Origin of the sequence: Brevundimonas sp. MF30-B, from assembly GCF_004683885.1 — a bacterium.
Taxonomy (GTDB): Bacteria; Pseudomonadota; Alphaproteobacteria; order Caulobacterales; family Caulobacteraceae; genus Brevundimonas.
Genome location: NZ_CP038440.1, coordinates 609,276 through 624,667 on the forward strand (window position 1 = coordinate 609,276; position 15,392 = coordinate 624,667).

Sequence of the window (15,392 nt, forward strand, 5' to 3'; positions counted from 1 at the left end):
CGATCATCGGCCCATCAGGGGCCAGGCGGCCAGCCAGGCCAGGCCGAGCAGCACCATCATCACCAGGATCACGCCGACCGCAGCCCGGCGCGCCCAGCCTCTGCGCTTGAGCGCGGTCACCGCCATGCCGCCCTCCGGCCCCATGGTCACCAGGCCAGCCAGAACCGTCGCCGACAGACCCCACGGCCCTAGCGGCGCGGCGCTGGGCGCCTCCGTGTCCGGGTCTGGCGGTGGGGCGCGCCCGACGGCCTCCAACAACGCGCGGGCCTGATCGGCGTCAGAGGCGGCGACGCTCAGACGGCTCCAGCCCAGGGCCTGCTGCATCAACGGATCGATGCGCGCGTGCTGGTCGCCCGCGACCCAAGCCTCCACGCCCTGAGACGCCAGGTATCCACGCGCGATCTCAGCCTCGTTGACGTCGGCGAAGCGCCGGATCTCCACGAGGCTCATTGCGCGGCCCTCAGAAGAACAGGCCGTCCTGGCGGCGTTCGGGCGGGTCGCGGCGCGGAGGTTCGGGCTGGCTCCGAGGCTCGATCGGACGGGCGAAGCCGTCGCCGCCGCCACCGGGCCCCGGTCCGCCTTGCGGAGGCTGGATCGGCTGGACGGGCTGAGAGAAGCCCTGGTCGTCCGCGGGCGGCAGGCTGTCGTAAGGCACGCCCTCGCCCGTCATCAGGTCGCCGATCGGATCGGGGGCCCGCCAGCCCTCGGGCAGGGGCGGGCCGTCGGGAATGCGCTGGACCGCCAGGCGCGGCAGTGCCGCCTCCATGAAGCCGCGCCAGATGGCCGCCGGGGCATTGCCGCCCGTCACGCCGCGCATGGCGGTGTTGTCGTCCTTGCCGACCCAGACGGCGGCGACGAAGCCGCCGGTGTAGCCCACGAACCAGGCGTCCTTGTAGTCCGAGGTCGTGCCGGTCTTGCCCGCCAGGTCGCGGCCGCCGATGGCGACCGAGCGCGCCGTGCCCGAGGTGACCACGCCACGCAGCATCTCGTTCAGATAATAGAGCGGCGGATTGTTGATGGCCTGGCCCTGCGCGGCCTCTCGGCCCGCATGGCTGTAGATCACTCGCCCGTCGGGCGTGCGGATGGTCTCGATTCCGAAAGCCTGAACGCGGCGACCGCCGTTGGCGAAGGCGTCATAGGCGGTGGCCATCTCCAGCGGCGACACCTCGACCGCGCCCAGCGCCATCGACGGCTGGGTGCCGATCGAGGAGGTGATCCCCAGCCGCCGCGCGACGCGCGCCACGCTGTCGCGACCGATCTGGTCGGCGATGTAGGCCGCCACTGTATTGGTGGACTGGGCCACGGCCTGCGCGAGGGTCATCTGGCCGGCGAAGGTGCCGGAGTAGTTGCGCGGGCTCCAGCCGCTGATCGTCACAGGCTGATCCACCACCGGGGTCTGGGGCGTGTAGCCGGCCTCCAGCGCGGCCAGATAGACGAACGGCTTCCAGGCCGAGCCGGCCTGGCGCTTGGCGTCGACCGCGCGGTTGAACTGGCTGTCGGCGTAGGAAGCGCCGCCGATCATGGCGCGCACCCGGCCGTCGCCGTCCAGGGCGACCAGCGAAGCCTGCTGCACCCCGCGATTGGCGTCGCGGTCCAGGATGCGGCGCACCGAACGCTCGGCGTCGGTCTGCAGGGTCAGATCCAGCGTGGTCTGCACGACCAGGTCCTCGGTCGGTTCGCCGACCAGGCCGCGGATCTGCTTGTCCAGCCAGTCGACGAAATACTGGGCGTGCTGGGTCGCCAGGGTGCGCGAGACGCGGACCGGCTCGGCCACGGCGGCGGCGCGCTGCGCCGGGCTGATGACGCCCATCTCCTCCATCTCGTTGAGCACGACGGTAGCGCGCGTGGCGGCCCGCTCGCTCTCGGACACGGGCGAATAGCGCGACGGGGCCTTCAGCAGGCCGGCCAGCAGCGCGGCCTCTCCGACCGTCAGCCTGTCGGCGCTCTTGTCGAAATAGCGTTGCGAGGCCGCCTCGATCCCATAGGCCCCGGCGCCGAAATAGACGCGGTTCAGATACAGGGCGAGAATCTCGTCCTTGGAGAATTTCAACTCCAGCCAGACGGCCAGGATCAACTCCTGCACCTTGCGGCGCATGTTCTGCTCGGGCGTGAGGAACAGGTTCTTGGCCAGCTGCTGGGTCAGGGTGGAGCCGCCCTGCACCACCCGTCCGGCCCGCGCATTGGCGACCAGGGCGCGGCTCATGCCGATGGGATCGAAGCCCGGGTGATAGTAGAAGCGCCGGTCCTCGATGGCGATGAAGGCTGCTGGCACATAGTCCGGCAGGGCGTCCAGATCGGCCGGCGGCGCCATCTGGGTGCCCCGCACCGCGATCAGCGCGCCGGAGCGATCCAGATAGGTGATCGAGGGCTGGCGATCGACATTGTAGAGGCTGGAGGTGTCCGGCAGGTCGCGCGCGAACACGGCGAAGAAGGCGACCGCGAAGATCAGCCCCCAGACCGCCAGCACCATGCCCCAGTAGACCAGTCGCTGAAACCAGGTGCGCCGAGGCTTGGGCGCCCCGCCCTGGACTTTGGGATTCGCCATCTACGCCCTCTCGCCAACCCTCTCCCGTTTAGGCCGGGCCGAGGGCATCGCGCAAACGCCCCGCTGCGTTCACGCGACCGTGAAGCGCTATTTCGCCGAAAGAATGGCGCGGGACGACAGCCGGCGCTGGCTGAGGCCTATCGCGCCAGGAAGGCGTCCAGCTCGGCGTTGAAGCGGTCGGGCTGGTCCCACATGATGAAATGGGCGCTGTCGTCGATGCGCTTCAGCTGGGCGGACGGCAGGGTGGCGAACGACATGCGGTAGATGCCGTCGGTGATCTCAGGCGTCATCCGCGCGTCGTTGAACTTGACGTACAGCACCTCGACCGGCGCGGTGATGCGCGACAGTTCGGGCCGCAGGTCGGTGACGATCAGTTCGCGGAAGGCCGAGGCGGCGACCTTCTGGTCGCTTTCGCGCATGTGCTCCAGCGCCTCGGCACGCCGGGCCTCGGTGTTGATCATGCCGTTGATCGAGGCGGTCGCCTGTTCGTCGTAGGCGGCGCGCGGGCTGTTGGCCATGCCGGCGTAGACCTGATCCGCAACCGGGGTCACGCTTTCGGCCGTGGCGCCGGGCGCGCCGAACATCGCCCCCATGAACGGGACCATGTCCACGACCATCAGCTTGCCGACCAGATCGGGATGGCGTGCCGCCAGCATCATGCCGATGGTGCCGCCCATGGAGTGGCCGACGACCGCCGGCTGGTTCAGACCCTGCTCGCGGATGTAGCGGGCGATCTCTTCGGCCACCGGCGCGGCCACGGGACCGGTCGCATTCGCCCCCGCCTCGGCGCCGGCGAAGCCGTTCACATGGATGCGGTGCACGCGGTAGCGGCCGCCCAGGTGATCGACCGCGCCCTGCCAGATTTCCGGCGACGACGTCAGGCCCGGAATGAAGATGACGTCCGGTCCCTGGCCCTCCACCCTCACATGCAGGCGGTCCGACACGAAGTCGGCGTGCTGATGGCCGGCATGGGCGCCGTGCTGGGCGTGGCCGGTATGGGATTGGGCTTGCGCGGCGACGGGCGCGGCGGCGGCGATAAGGGCGGCGATGGCGATGCGGATCATGACAGTCTCCCCGAGGGCGATGGCGTCGTCCTACGCCCCTTACTTTGCAATGTAAAGCACTCTGCATACAACGCCACGACAGCCGCCGCGTCGCTTGATATGGACAGGCCATGAAGACCGCAGACACCGCCGCCGTCCAGCCCTCCAATGTCGAACGCGCGCCCCCGCCCGCCGCCTTCGGCAAGGGGTTCGTGCGCGACGCCTGGTATTTCGTCGCTCTGGCGCGCGACGTCGCCGCCGCCTCGCTGAAACGCTATGAGATCATGGGCGAGCCGGTGCTGATCGGTCGGACCCGGGCGGGCCAGGTCTACGCCATGCGCGACATCTGCCCGCACCGCGCGGCGCCCCTGTCGGCCGGCCGCCTGGTCGACAAGCCGGGCGAGGGCGAGACGATCGAATGCCCCTATCACGGCTGGCGCTTCCGACCCGACGGCGTCTGCGCCGCCATTCCCTCCCTGGTCGAGGATCAGGCTATCGAGGCCGACCGGATCCGCGTGCGGTCCTATCCCGTGCGCGAAAGCCAGGGCGTCGTCTTCGTCTGGATGGCCTCGGACGTACGCAACCCCATGGCGCCCGACCACGAGCCGCCAGTTTTTCCCGGCGTGGTTGGCGGCGAGGCCAAGCTGGTCGAGGCGATGGATTTCGACAGCCACATCGACCACGCCGTCGTCGGTCTGATGGACCCCGCGCACGGCCCCTATGTGCATCAGCAGTGGTGGTGGCGGTCAGAGCATTCGATGCACGAGAAGGCCAAGGCCTTTGAACCGCGCGAGCACGGCTTCGCCATGGTCCGCCACGCGCCCTCGTCCAACAGCCGCGCCTACAAGATCCTGGGCGGCGCGCCGGCGACCGAGATCACCTTCCGCCTGCCCGGCTATCGCTGGGAGCACATTGAGGTCGGGGAGCGCCAGGTCTTGGCCCTGACCTGCCTGACGCCGGTGACCGAGACCAAGACCCGCATCACCCAGATCTTCTGGTCCGACCACTGGGTGTTCAACCTGGCAAAGCCCTTCCTGCGGATGGGGGTGGTCGCCTTCCTGAAACAGGACGGCGGCATGGTGAACCTGCAGAACGAGGGCCTGCGCTACGACCCGGCCCTGATCTGGATCGACGACGCCGACAAACAGGCCAAGTGGTATCAGCAGCTCAAGCGCGAATGGACGAAAAGCCGCGCCGAGGGGCGCGACTTTTCAAATCCGGTCAAGCCGGCCGTGCTGAGGTGGAAGAGCTAGGCCTCTGAGGCCCAGCCTTACTGCCGGTTCAGCGCACCCGCCAGAATGGCGTCGACCTGGCGGCCGATATGGTCGGACAAGGTGTCCGCATCCCAGCCCTCATAGGCGGCGCGGCGATAGTTCGACAGATAGGCGGCCCAGACCAGTTCACCCAACAGACGGGGATCGGCGTCCGACTTCAGCTCGCCGCGCGCCTTTGCGCTTTCGAGGACCTCGACGCCGACCATCGGAAGGGCCCTGAAAGCCGGGCGCAGCCGCGCCTCCGCCTCGGTCGGCTGGAACCAGGAGCGGGCCACCACGGCCTGAACCAGCGGCAGTTGCTCCAGCGAAGCGTGATAGCCCGCGATGAAGCCGTTCACCAAGCGATCACGCACAGGCGCTTCGCGCGATGCGCCATCGCGCAGCACATTGGCGGCGCCCTGCAGGTCCTCGGTCAGAACCGCCTCGAAAAGCTCGGCCTTATCCTGAAAGTTGGCGAAGACGGCGCCCGTGGACATGCCAGCGCCCTTGGCGATGTCGCGTATGGTGGCCGGGTCGTAGCCGCGCTCAGCGAACAGGGCGCGAGCGGCGTCCAGGACTTTTTGCCGGGTGCGCACCTTCGCCGCCTGACGGCGGTTCATTCGCGGGGCGGTTTGGATGGAGACGGCGCCGGAGGGGGAGGCTTCACTCATGGGACGGCTACTCAACGCTGACTGGCGGGCGGCCCCGCCGTGAACACAGCGTCCGCGCGTCGGATCATGCGACCCGGCGCGTGGACGCGACGGAATGTACTGGTTGCCCTGACAGGCTGGAGAAACCTGGCTTAGACCAACCAAGAATGACCAAAATGGGTCTTCAACTGCAACGCTTGAAGCTCGAAAGCCTGTGGGTCGAAACACAACGTCATTCGAACTTGGCCGCTTTCATGAATTTTTTTTAAGGCGACTCGGAGGCAGGGCGGCATAGGGTCGCCACCGACCCCGGCAAGGCCGGGCCGAATCAAGGACTTCGCTCATGAAGAGACTGCTGATCGGGGCCGCCGCGGCCGCCCTCCTCCTGCCCGCCCAAGCCGCAATGGCGCACGATGACGGGCACAACCACGCCTGTGTCGACGAGGCCTGCACCGTCTTCGAACTGTTCCAGACTGCGCCCGTCGCCGGCGGAGCCTCAGGCTGGCAGGGCGTCGAGGCGCCCAAGTACGGGAGCTGGGGCTTCGATCTGTCGAGCCGCGACACTTCGGTGCGCCCTGGCGACAACTTCTTCCGCTACGCCAACGGCGCGGCCCTGGACCGGCTCGAAATTCCGTCGGACCGCACCTCCTACGGCTCGTTCGCCCTGCTGCGCGAACTGTCGGACAATCGCCTCAAGGCCATGGTGGACACCCTTTCGGCCCGCCGCGACCTGACGGCCGGCTCCGACGAGCAGAAGATCGCCGACGCCTATCGCTCCTATATGGACGAGGCTCGCGTCGAACAGCTGGACCGCGCGCCGATCGACCCCTACCTCGCCGACATCCGCGCCCTGGACACTCACGCCAAGCTGGCCGCCTACATGGGCCGCACCGATCGCACGCGCGGGTCGCTGTTCGGCATGGGCATCAGCGCCGACCAGAAGTCGCCCAACGCCTATGTCAGCTACATCAGCCAGTCAGGCCTCGGACTGCCCAATCGCGACTATTATCTGGACCCGCGTTTCGAGCGTCAGCGCGGCCTGTACCGCGCCTATCTGGAGCAGATGCTGACCCTGGCCGGCTGGGCGAACCCGTCGGCGGCCGCTGATGCGGTCATGGCCTTCGAGACCCGCATCGCCGAGGCCCACTGGAGCCCTGAGCAGAGCCGCGACCGCGACCGGACCTATAACGAGTTCACCCCCGCCAGCCTGACCGAGACGGCGCCAGGCTTCGATTGGGCGGGCTATATGAATGCCGCCGGACTGGGCGACGTGCAGCGTGTGGTCGTTCGCCAGAACACAGCCTTCCCGCAGATGGCGGCCATTTTCGCCGAAACTCCGGTCGAGACCCTGCAGGCCTGGCAGGCCTTCCACACCACCGACCGCGCCGCTTCGCGCCTATCCAAGCGGTTCGCTGACGCGCAGTGGGGCTTCCGCCTGCGCGATCTGCAGGGCCAGCCCGAGCAGCGCGCGCGCGACAAGCGCGGCATCTCCTTCACCGAAGGCATGCTGGGCGAGTCCATGGGCCGCCTCTATGTCGCTGAATACTTCCCGCCGGAATCCAAGGCCAAGATGGAGGAGCTGGTCGCCAACCTGCGCGTCGCGCTGGAGGCCCGCATCAACCAGCTGCCGTGGATGGGCGACGCCACCAAGGCGCAGGCTCAGGACAAGCTGAAGAAGTTCAACGTCAAGATCGGCTATCCGTCGAAGTGGCGCGACTACTCCGCCCTGGACATTCGCGCCGACGACCTGTTCGGCAACGCCGAGCGGGCCAACGCCTTCGAGTGGAATTACAATCGCGGCCGCATGAACGGCCCTGTGGACCGCGATGAGTGGGGCATGACGCCGCAGACGGTGAACGCCTACTACAACTCGACCATGAACGAGATCGTCTTCCCGGCGGCGATCCTCCAGCCGCCGTTCTTCGATCCCGACGCCGACCCGGCGGTCAACTACGGCGCCATCGGCGGCGTGATCGGACACGAGATCGGGCATGGCTTCGACGACCAAGGCCGCAAGTCCGACGGCGACGGCGTGCTGCGTGACTGGTGGACGGCCGAGGACGCGGCCAACTTCACCAAGGCGACCGACATCATGGACGCCCAGTTCGCCAGCTATGAGCCGCTGCCGGGCTATCCGATCCGTCCGGGTCTGAGCCGCGGCGAGAACATCGGCGACCTGGCCGGCGTCACCTTGGGCCTGGAAGGCTATCGCGCGTCGCTGAACGGCCAGCCGTCGCCCGTCCTGGACGGCACCACTGGCGACCAGCGCGTTTTCTACGGCTGGGCCCAGGTCTGGCAGACCAAGTACCGCGAGGAGGCTCTGCGCCAGCAGGTCACCAACGGACCCCACAGCCCGGCGGAGTTCCGCGTCATCGGCCCGATCCGCAACGTGGACGCCTGGTACGAGGCCTTCGACGTTCAGCCCGGCGACAAATACTACGTCGCCCCCGAGGGCCGGGTCCGCCTCTGGTAGGCCGCCACACGACTGGAAAAGAAAAGACCGGGGTTTGCGCCCCGGTCTTTTTGTATGGCCTGACGCGCTTCGCGCTGCTTCAGGCTCCACCTTGGGCCTATCGCGCTTCGCGCTGCTTCAGGCTCCACGTTGGGCCTATCGCACTTCGCGCTGCTTGAGGCCGCTGGTCGCAGCGGCGCTGCCTTGCCCGCGCCGCGAGGGCGGCGTAATCCGCGCGTCATGTTCGGCCTCGCCAATCCTGAGCGCTTCATGCGCTTCACTCGTCCTCTGACGCCCGTGCTCTGGGCTGCGGCGGCGGTGCTGCTGGCCATCGGCGTCTGGCTCAGCTTCATCGCGCCGGAGGACTATCAGCAAGGCGACACGGTGCGGATCATGTTCGTGCACGTGCCCGCCGCCTCGCTGGGCTTGATGGCCTATGGCGCGCTGGGCGTTGCCAGCCTCTTCTCACTAATCTTCCGCCACCCGCTGGCCGATGCGGCGGCGCGCGCGGCGGCTCTGCCGGGCGCGGCCTTCACGGCCTTGGCGCTGATCACGGGCTCTCTTTGGGGCCAGCCGATGTGGGGCGCCTGGTGGGTGTGGGACGCGCGTCTGACCAGCGTGCTGGTGCTGTTCCTGTTCTACCTCGGCTACATGGCGCTCAGGGCCTCGATCGACGACGAGGCCAAGGCGGCGCGCGCCGCCGCCGTGCTGGGCCTTGTCGGGCTGATCAACCTGCCGATCGTGCGGTTCTCGGTTGACTGGTGGAACACCCTGCATCAGCCGGCGTCCCTGCTGCGCGTTGGAGGCCCGTCCATGGATTCGGCCTATCTGGCGCCGCTGCTGACCATGATGGCGGCCTATGGGGTGCTGTTCCTGGCGCTGTGGATCACCGCGATCCGAACCGAGGTCACGCGCCGCCGCGTCTTGTCGATCCGCGCCCGCCGCGCTCTGGAAGCCTGATGCTGGATCTGGACATGAGCCCCTACGCCGCCTTCGTTTGGCCCGCCTGGGCGATCAGCGCGGTGGTCTTGGCTGGCCTGGTCGTGCGCGCCGGCGCCGCCTCGCGCCGCTGGAGCGCGGCGCTGAAGGCCGAAAACAGCCCTCAAGCCGCGCAAGGCGCGGTAGGACCGGAAACCCGCCCTCAAGCAGCGGGAAGCGCGATAGGGCCAGAGCAATGAACCGCTGGCTGGCGCTCCTGCCCCTGGTCGTTCTGGCGGCCCTGGCGATCCTGTTCATCGGCTGGTCGCTGAAGCGCGATCCGGCGTTCAAGCCCGACGCCATGGTCGGCCAGCCCATCCCCGAGACGGTGCTGCCGATGCTGGACGGCGACCGGACCGGCGACGCCATGCTGGACCTGAAGACCGCCGGGCGCGGGCGGCCGATGATTGTCAATGTCTTCGCCTCCTGGTGCGCGCCCTGCCGGCTGGAGCACCCCCAGCTTCTCGAGCTTCAGCGCCGGGGCGTGGCCGTGGTGGGCATCGCCTACAAGGACGACCCCGCCGCGACCCGCGCCTTCCTGGACGAACTGGGCGACCCCTTCGCCATGGTGCTGGTCGATCGCGAGGGCCGGGCCGGCCTGGACCTGGGCATTTCAGGCGTGCCCGAAACCTTCGCCGTGGACGCCATGGGCAAGATCACCGCCAAGGCGTCCGGCCCCCTGGTCCAGCCCGCCGACATCGAGCCGCTGATCCGGGCCATCCAGGCCCCGCCCCGCGCCCTGCCGACCGCCCCATCCCGCTGATCCCTAAAGCTCGTTAACCCTCTTTAGACCGTTCCGGTTAACCCTGCGGGCATGAGCGCGATTCGTCCCGACCTGCCCCTGCCTCTGCCCGGCGTGCAACCGGCCAACGATGCGCGCGCGGCCCAGGCCGCCTTCTTCCGCGCCGCCATGGGCCAGCCGGCGCCCGCCGCGCCGGTCGAGACGAGGTCAGCGCCCCTGGATCCCGCGACCCTGCCCCGCCCGCTGGCCGATCGCGTCGAGGCCATGCAGGAAGGCCGTCTGCTGCGGCCGGGCTCGATGCTGGACATCCGCATCTAGGGCGCGGCTCGGCGTCGCAAGCCGGAACCGCACGCCGATCTGACACGCTTTGTCTCCTCAAGCTTACAAGGAGACGACCATGGCGCGCGCCAAGAAAACCGAAGACCGCAACCTGACCAAGGACGAGCGCGAGCTGGTGGATCAGAGCCGCGCGCCGGCTCTGTGCAAGCTGGAAGGCCCCGAATTGGTCGGCTTGGCGCGTCGTCTTCGCGAGCGTCGTGACCGCGTCAAGACGATGACCCGCGCCCGCGCCCGCGACGCCAAGAGCGGCGCCAAGGAATCCGGCGCCGACACGGGGGCCAAGGAGAAGAAGGCCGCGCTCGCCACGGCGGTCAAGCGGGTCAACAAGGAGATCGAGCGTCGTCGCGGCGTGAAGCGGGCCGAACTGGCCGGCGCGGCCCAGAAGAACCTGCGCGCGGCGCTGCGCCGTCGCCAGGACGCCCACCCCTGGCGCGGGCCCGAGGACAAGACCTCGGACGCGGGCATGATCGACCTGCCGAACCGCAAGATCGCCCCGTCGGGCGCCCTGCACGCCGAGGGTATGCGCGCCGCCATCTCGCGGTCGACCGGGGACCGGTGAGAATATGATGTCTTGAGGCCAGGGGCGGCGCCTGCCACCCTTGGCCCATGATCGATCGGCCGCTTTTCCCGCCTCTCGCCCCGCCGCCGCGCGGGGTCGAGGCGGGCCTGTATCTGGTGGCCACGCCCATCGGCAATCTGCGCGACATCACCCTGCGGGCGCTGGATGTCCTGGCCGCCGCCGATCTGGTGCTGGCCGAGGACACGCGGGTGTCGGGCAAGCTGATGGCCGCCTATGGGCTGAAGGCGAAACTGGAGCGGTGCGACGACCACGCCTCGGCTCGCGCGGCCGAGATCGCCATCGAACGGATCCGCGAAGGCGCCGTCGTGGCCCTGGTGTCGGACGCCGGCACGCCGATGGTGAGCGATCCGGGCTATGTCGTCGCCCGCGCCGTGATTGCGGCCGGGCTGCCCCTGCATCCCATTCCCGGCGCCTCGAGCCTGCTGGCCGCCCTGATGCTAGCAGGGCTGCCCGCCGACCGCGTCACCTTCGCCGGCTTCCTGCCGCCCAAGTCGGCGGCGCGTAAGGCGATGCTGGAAGAACTGCGGCCGGGGCGGCAGACCCTGGTCTTCTTCGAGAGCGGACCACGCCTGAAGGACAGCCTGACCGACATGGCCGCCGTGCTGGGCGCGCGTCCGGCGGCGGTCACGCGCGAACTGACCAAACTCTATGAAGACTGCGTGCGCGGCCCGCTGGACGCCTTGGCGCAGAACCCGGCTCTGGACGGCCCGAAGGGCGAGATCGTCGTCGTCGTGGCGCCGGGCGACGCCGAGGTCGCCACCGAAGCCGATGCGGACGCGGCCCTGGCCGAAGCCCTGACCCGCCTGCCGCCCGGCGAGGCGGCCGCAGAGGTGTCCAAGGCGCTGAACCTGTCGCGCAAGCCGCTCTACCGCCGCGCCCTGGAACTGAAGGGTGCCGGGTGAAGCCGGCCGCGCCCTGGCGTCGCCGCCTGGGCGGCCGGTCGCGGCGCGAGGGTCATGCCGCCGAATGGATCGCGGCGGTCTTTCTGATGCTGAAGGGCTATCAGATCATCGGCTTCCGGCTGAAGAGCCGCGCGGGCGAGATCGACATCCTGGCCCGGCGCGGCCGCGTTCTGGCCGTGGTCGAGGTCAAGCGCCGAACCACCCTGGAGGCCGCGATGCTGTCCCTGACCCCGCATCAGCACGCGCGGCTGCTGGCCTCGGGCCAGGCCGTGGCGCGCGGCCGTCCCGCCCTGGCCGGGCTGGATCTGCGGCTGGATATGGTCGCGCTGGCCCCCGGCCGATTTCCGCGTCATCTTCGCGGCGTTATGTCGCCAGACATCGGATATCCGTCGTGACGCGCGAAGAGGCCGAAGCCCAGTTGGCCGAGATCGGCCGAAGCGAGGAGGCGGAGTTCCCCCTTCTGGAAGCCGCCCTCGCCTGTGCGCTGCACGACTGGCCGTTCCGCGACCCCGAGCCGGTCCGCGTCCTGGCCGCCATCGCGGGCGAACGCCTGAAAGAGCGCATCGGCGGCGAGCCGGTCGATGACGCTCTGGCCGAGACGCTGTCGGCCGATCTGCGGTTCAACGGCGACCTGCTGCGCTACGACGACCCCGGAAACACCGACGTCATCGATGTGGCCGAGCGGCGGCGCGGCCTCTCGGCGGCCCTGGCGGTCTTCTACCTGGACGCGGCGCGCAGGGCGGGCGTTCAGGCCGCCGCCGTGGACTTTCCTGGCCACGTCCTGCTGCGCGTCGAAACCCCCGAAGGCCCGGTGGCGCTGGACCCGTTCAGCCAGGGGCGGGTCGTGCTTCCCTCCGAGCTCACCCGCCGCGCGCTGAGGGCCGGCCTGACGCCTCATGTCGCGGACCGGCTGGATCTGCTGATGGCCCCGGTCAGCGAGCGTCAGGCCCTGATCCGACTGCAGAACATCCTTTTCAGCCGCGCGCTCAAGGCCGGCGACTTCGAGGCGGCTGAGCGCTCAGCCCTGCGCCGCGCCCTCTTGGACCCCGAGGATCACCGGCCCTGGCTGGACGTCGCCGCCGCCCGCGAGAAACAAGGCGCCCTCGCCGGCGCCTTGGACGCGCTTTCGCGCGCCCGAGGCGTGGACGGCGCCGCCGAGGTGGGCCGCCAGGTCGTGTTCGACCGCGTTCGTCTGCGCCTGAACTGAAGCTGCGCCTTGCAGCGACGCCCCGCCACGCTCAAGTAAGCCACACCCGACAGCGCCCGCCTCGGCGCTCAAGCAACCCGCGTCCGTGGCGCGGGCGTTAGCGCCAAACAAGAGAGATCCAAGATGCTCAAGGTCGCCATTCAGATGGACCCCATCGAGGCGGTCGACGTCGAGTCCGACACCACCTTCCTGTTGGCCCTGTCGGCCCAGGAGCGCGGGCACAGCCTGTGGGTCTACGACTTCCGCACCCTGGCGCTGGAGGACGGCCGCCTGTTCTGCCGCGCCCGTCCGGTCAGTCTGAAGGCGGCCCAAGGCGACCATGTCGTCTTCGGTGAAGAGGCCAAGCTGGACCTGGCGGCCGATGTCGACGTGATCCTGATGCGCCAGGATCCGCCCTTCGACATGGCCTATGTCACCGCCACCTATCTGCTGGAGACGGTGCATCCGCACACTCTGGTGGTGAACGACCCCGCCGAGGTGCGCTCGGCGCCCGAGAAGCTCTTGGTCACACGCTTCCCCGGCCTGACGCCGCCGACTCTGATTTCGTCGGACCCGGTCGCCCTGAACGCCTTCCATCAGAAGCACGGCGACGTGGTTCTGAAACCGCTGCACGGCGCGGCCGGTTCGGGCGTGGTGCGGCTGAAGGCCGGCGACCCGAACCTGGACGCCCTGGTCGAAATCCACGCCATGGGCAGCCGCGATCCGCTGGTGATCCAGAAATTCATCCCCGCCGTCTCGGCCGGGGACAAGCGGATCATCCTGATCGACGGCGAGCCGATCGGCGCCATCAACCGCATCCCGGCGTCTGGACAGGTGCGCTCCAACCTGCGCGTGGGCGGCGTCGCGGCGCCGGTCGAGCTGACCCCCCGCGACCGCGAGATCTGCGCCGCCATCGGACCCGAGCTGAAGCGGCGGGGTCTGATCTTCGTCGGCATCGACGTGATCGGCGACTATCTAACCGAGATCAACGTCACCTCCCCCACCGGCGCCCAGCAGCTGAAGCGCTTCAGCGGCGTCGACGCGGGCGCCCTGCTGTGGGACGTGATCGAGGCTAGACGCGCCGCGTAACGCGGGCTTGCCAATCCGTCCAGTTCATGGTTCGTTCCCCTTGGGTTGAGGGAGGCGCGCCATGGTCGCTCGGGTTGTCACGGTCGCCTTCGACGGCGTGGACGCGCGGCGCGTGGATGTGGAGGTCCAGTTTCTGGGCAGTCCGCAGGGCGCCTTCGCCAACGTCGGCCTGCCCGACAAGGCTGTGGCCGAGAGCCGCGAGCGCGTGCGCGGCGCCTTCGCGGGCATCGGCCTGGCCCTGCCGCCCAAGAAGGTGATCGCCAATCTGGCGCCCGCCGACCTGCCCAAGGAGGGCAGCCATTTCGACCTGCCCATCGCGCTGGCCCTTCTGGCCGCCATGGGCGTGATCGCGCCCGATGCGCTGGACGGCTGGGCGGCGGTGGGGGAGCTGGGGCTGGACGGTCAGATCGCCTCGGTCGGCGGCGCCCTGCCCGCCGCAGTCGCCGCCTCGGCCATGGGGCTGGGCCTGATCTGTCCCGAGGCCAACGGACCCGAAGCCGCCTGGGCCGATGGAGCGCAGATCCTGGCGCCCCGTTCGCTGATCGGCCTGATCAACCATTTCAAGGGCTCGCAGGTCCTGCGCGCACCCGAGCGCGGCGACATGCGCTCGGGCGCCGCCGTGCCGGACCTGCGCGAAGTGCGCGGCCAGGAAGGCGCCAAGCGCGCGCTCGAGATCGCGGCGGCGGGCGGCCACAACCTGCTGTTCATCGGCCCACCCGGCTCGGGCAAGTCGATGATGGCCCAGCGCCTGCCGGGCCTGTTGCCGCCCCTGACGTCGCGCGAACTGCTGGAGACCTCGATGATCTGGTCGGTGGCCGGCCTGATCGAGCGCGGCGCCCTGACACGCGACCGGCCGTTCCGCGCGCCGCACCATTCGGCCTCCATGGCGGCCCTGACCGGCGGCGGGCTGCGGGCCAAGCCGGGCGAGGCGTCCCTGGCGCACAACGGCGTGCTGTTCCTGGACGAATTGCCCGAATACGCACCCCAGGCCCTGGATTCCCTGCGCCAGCCGCTGGAGACGGGCGAGGTCGTGGTGGCCCGCGCCAACGCCCATGTCCGCTATCCAGCGCGGTTCCAGCTGGTGGCGGCCATGAACCCGTGCCGCTGCGGCCTGGGCGGGGCCGGCCGCGGCGCTTGCGGCAAGGCCCCGCGCTGCCAGGCCAGCTATCAGAACCGCATCTCAGGCCCCCTGTTCGACCGCATCGATCTGACCGTCGAGACGCCCACCGTCACCGCCGCCGACATGGCCCTGCCGCCGGCGGCCGAAGGCACGGCCGAGGCTGCCGCCCGCGTCGCCGCCGCCCGCGCCTTGCAGGCCGATCGCGCGGCCGAGGCCGGGCTGGACCCCGTGGCGTCGATCAACTCGCGCGCCTCGGGCGACTTCCTGGACCGCACCGCCCGGCCCGACGACGCGGGGCGAATGCTGCTGATGCGCGCCGGCGAGGCGGGCGGCCTGACCGCGCGCGGCTGGACGCGCACCCTGCGCCTGGCCCGCACAATCGCCGATCTGGACGGCTGCGACGGCGTCCTTCGTCGCCACATCGCCGAGGCCCTGCTCTATCGCCGCACCACCCTCGGCGCCCAGGGCGATTTCGACCGCCAGACGGCCCGGACCGGCGCGCCGGCTTTCTAG

General features: G+C 69.7%; 16 protein-coding genes. 12 read left to right on the top strand and 4 right to left on the bottom strand.

All coding sequences use genetic code 11. The features are described from left to right. Positions 1-3: 3 nt before the first annotated feature. The 3 genes from E4M01_RS03085 to E4M01_RS03095 all read right to left on the bottom strand — a co-directional run bounded on the left by E4M01_RS03085 (position 4) and on the right by E4M01_RS03095 (position 3,609). Positions 4-450 carry a putative signal transducing protein gene (locus E4M01_RS03085; RefSeq protein ID WP_135062295.1) on the bottom strand — a complete coding sequence of 149 codons (447 nt, stop codon included), beginning with the start codon at positions 448-450 and terminating at the stop codon, positions 4-6. A gap of 10 nt (positions 451-460) precedes the next feature. After that, complete coding sequence (locus tag E4M01_RS03090) at positions 461-2,545, bottom strand: transglycosylase domain-containing protein (RefSeq protein ID WP_135062294.1); 2,085 nt, start codon at positions 2,543-2,545, stop codon at positions 461-463. A 137-nt stretch (positions 2,546-2,682) separates the two neighbouring features. Further along, positions 2,683-3,609 (bottom strand): alpha/beta fold hydrolase, encoded by a 927-nt coding sequence (locus E4M01_RS03095; RefSeq protein WP_135062293.1) that lies wholly within the window; start codon positions 3,607-3,609, stop codon positions 2,683-2,685. A gap of 110 nt (positions 3,610-3,719) precedes the next feature. Between E4M01_RS03095 and E4M01_RS03100 the strand changes: the two genes are divergently transcribed. Next, positions 3,720-4,841: an aromatic ring-hydroxylating dioxygenase subunit alpha gene (locus E4M01_RS03100; RefSeq protein ID WP_135062292.1), complete on the top strand. Its 1,122-nt coding sequence runs from the start codon at positions 3,720-3,722 to the stop codon at positions 4,839-4,841. 17 nt (positions 4,842-4,858) lie between these two features. Here E4M01_RS03100 and E4M01_RS03105 read toward each other — a convergent pair whose 3' ends face one another. Continuing rightward, a complete protein-coding gene (locus tag E4M01_RS03105) occupies positions 4,859-5,512 on the bottom strand; it encodes a TetR/AcrR family transcriptional regulator (protein ID WP_245158189.1) in 654 nt (217 codons plus the stop codon). Positions 5,513-5,834: 322 nt separating this feature from the next. Here E4M01_RS03105 and E4M01_RS03110 point away from each other — a divergent pair, with 322 nt between their 5' ends. The 11 genes from E4M01_RS03110 to E4M01_RS03160 all read left to right on the top strand — a co-directional run bounded on the left by E4M01_RS03110 (position 5,835) and on the right by E4M01_RS03160 (position 15,392). Further along, complete coding sequence (locus E4M01_RS03110) at positions 5,835-7,964, top strand: M13 family metallopeptidase (RefSeq protein ID WP_135062291.1); 2,130 nt, start codon at positions 5,835-5,837, stop codon at positions 7,962-7,964. Positions 7,965-8,183: 219 nt separating this feature from the next. Continuing rightward, a complete protein-coding gene (gene ccmC / locus E4M01_RS03115) occupies positions 8,184-8,903 on the top strand; it encodes a heme ABC transporter permease CcmC (RefSeq protein WP_135062290.1) in 720 nt (239 codons plus the stop codon). Then, positions 8,903-9,121 (top strand): heme exporter protein CcmD, encoded by a 219-nt coding sequence (gene ccmD, locus E4M01_RS03120; protein WP_135062289.1) that lies wholly within the window; start codon positions 8,903-8,905, stop codon positions 9,119-9,121. The genes ccmC and ccmD overlap by 1 nt, the downstream gene beginning before the upstream one ends. Next, entirely contained in the window at positions 9,118-9,684 is a 567-nt protein-coding gene (locus E4M01_RS03125; protein WP_135062288.1) for a DsbE family thiol:disulfide interchange protein, read from the top strand. Before ccmD ends, E4M01_RS03125 begins: the two co-directional genes overlap by 4 nt. 51 nt (positions 9,685-9,735) lie before the next feature. Then, the gene (locus E4M01_RS03130; protein WP_135062287.1) at positions 9,736-9,981 is read left to right on the top strand and encodes a hypothetical protein; all 246 of its coding nucleotides are present in this window, start codon (positions 9,736-9,738) and stop codon (positions 9,979-9,981) included. Between the two features lie 79 nt (positions 9,982-10,060). Beyond that, positions 10,061-10,561: a hypothetical protein gene (locus E4M01_RS03135; protein ID WP_135062286.1), complete on the top strand. Its 501-nt coding sequence runs from the start codon at positions 10,061-10,063 to the stop codon at positions 10,559-10,561. 47 nt (positions 10,562-10,608) lie between these two features. After that, positions 10,609-11,484 (top strand): 16S rRNA (cytidine(1402)-2'-O)-methyltransferase, encoded by an 876-nt coding sequence (gene rsmI, locus E4M01_RS03140; protein ID WP_135062285.1) that lies wholly within the window; start codon positions 10,609-10,611, stop codon positions 11,482-11,484. Next, on the top strand, positions 11,481-11,879 hold the full coding sequence (locus E4M01_RS03145; protein ID WP_135062284.1) for a YraN family protein: 399 nt from the start codon (positions 11,481-11,483) through the stop codon (positions 11,877-11,879). Before rsmI ends, E4M01_RS03145 begins: the two co-directional genes overlap by 4 nt. Continuing rightward, the gene (locus tag E4M01_RS03150; RefSeq protein ID WP_135062283.1) at positions 11,876-12,691 is read left to right on the top strand and encodes a transglutaminase family protein; all 816 of its coding nucleotides are present in this window, start codon (positions 11,876-11,878) and stop codon (positions 12,689-12,691) included. The genes E4M01_RS03145 and E4M01_RS03150 overlap by 4 nt, the downstream gene beginning before the upstream one ends. A 123-nt stretch (positions 12,692-12,814) precedes the next feature. Beyond that, positions 12,815-13,759 carry a glutathione synthase gene (gene gshB / locus E4M01_RS03155; RefSeq protein ID WP_135062282.1) on the top strand — a complete coding sequence of 315 codons (945 nt, stop codon included), beginning with the start codon at positions 12,815-12,817 and terminating at the stop codon, positions 13,757-13,759. A 61-nt stretch (positions 13,760-13,820) separates the two neighbouring features. Next, on the top strand, positions 13,821-15,392 hold the full coding sequence (locus E4M01_RS03160) for a YifB family Mg chelatase-like AAA ATPase (protein WP_135062281.1): 1,572 nt from the start codon (positions 13,821-13,823) through the stop codon (positions 15,390-15,392).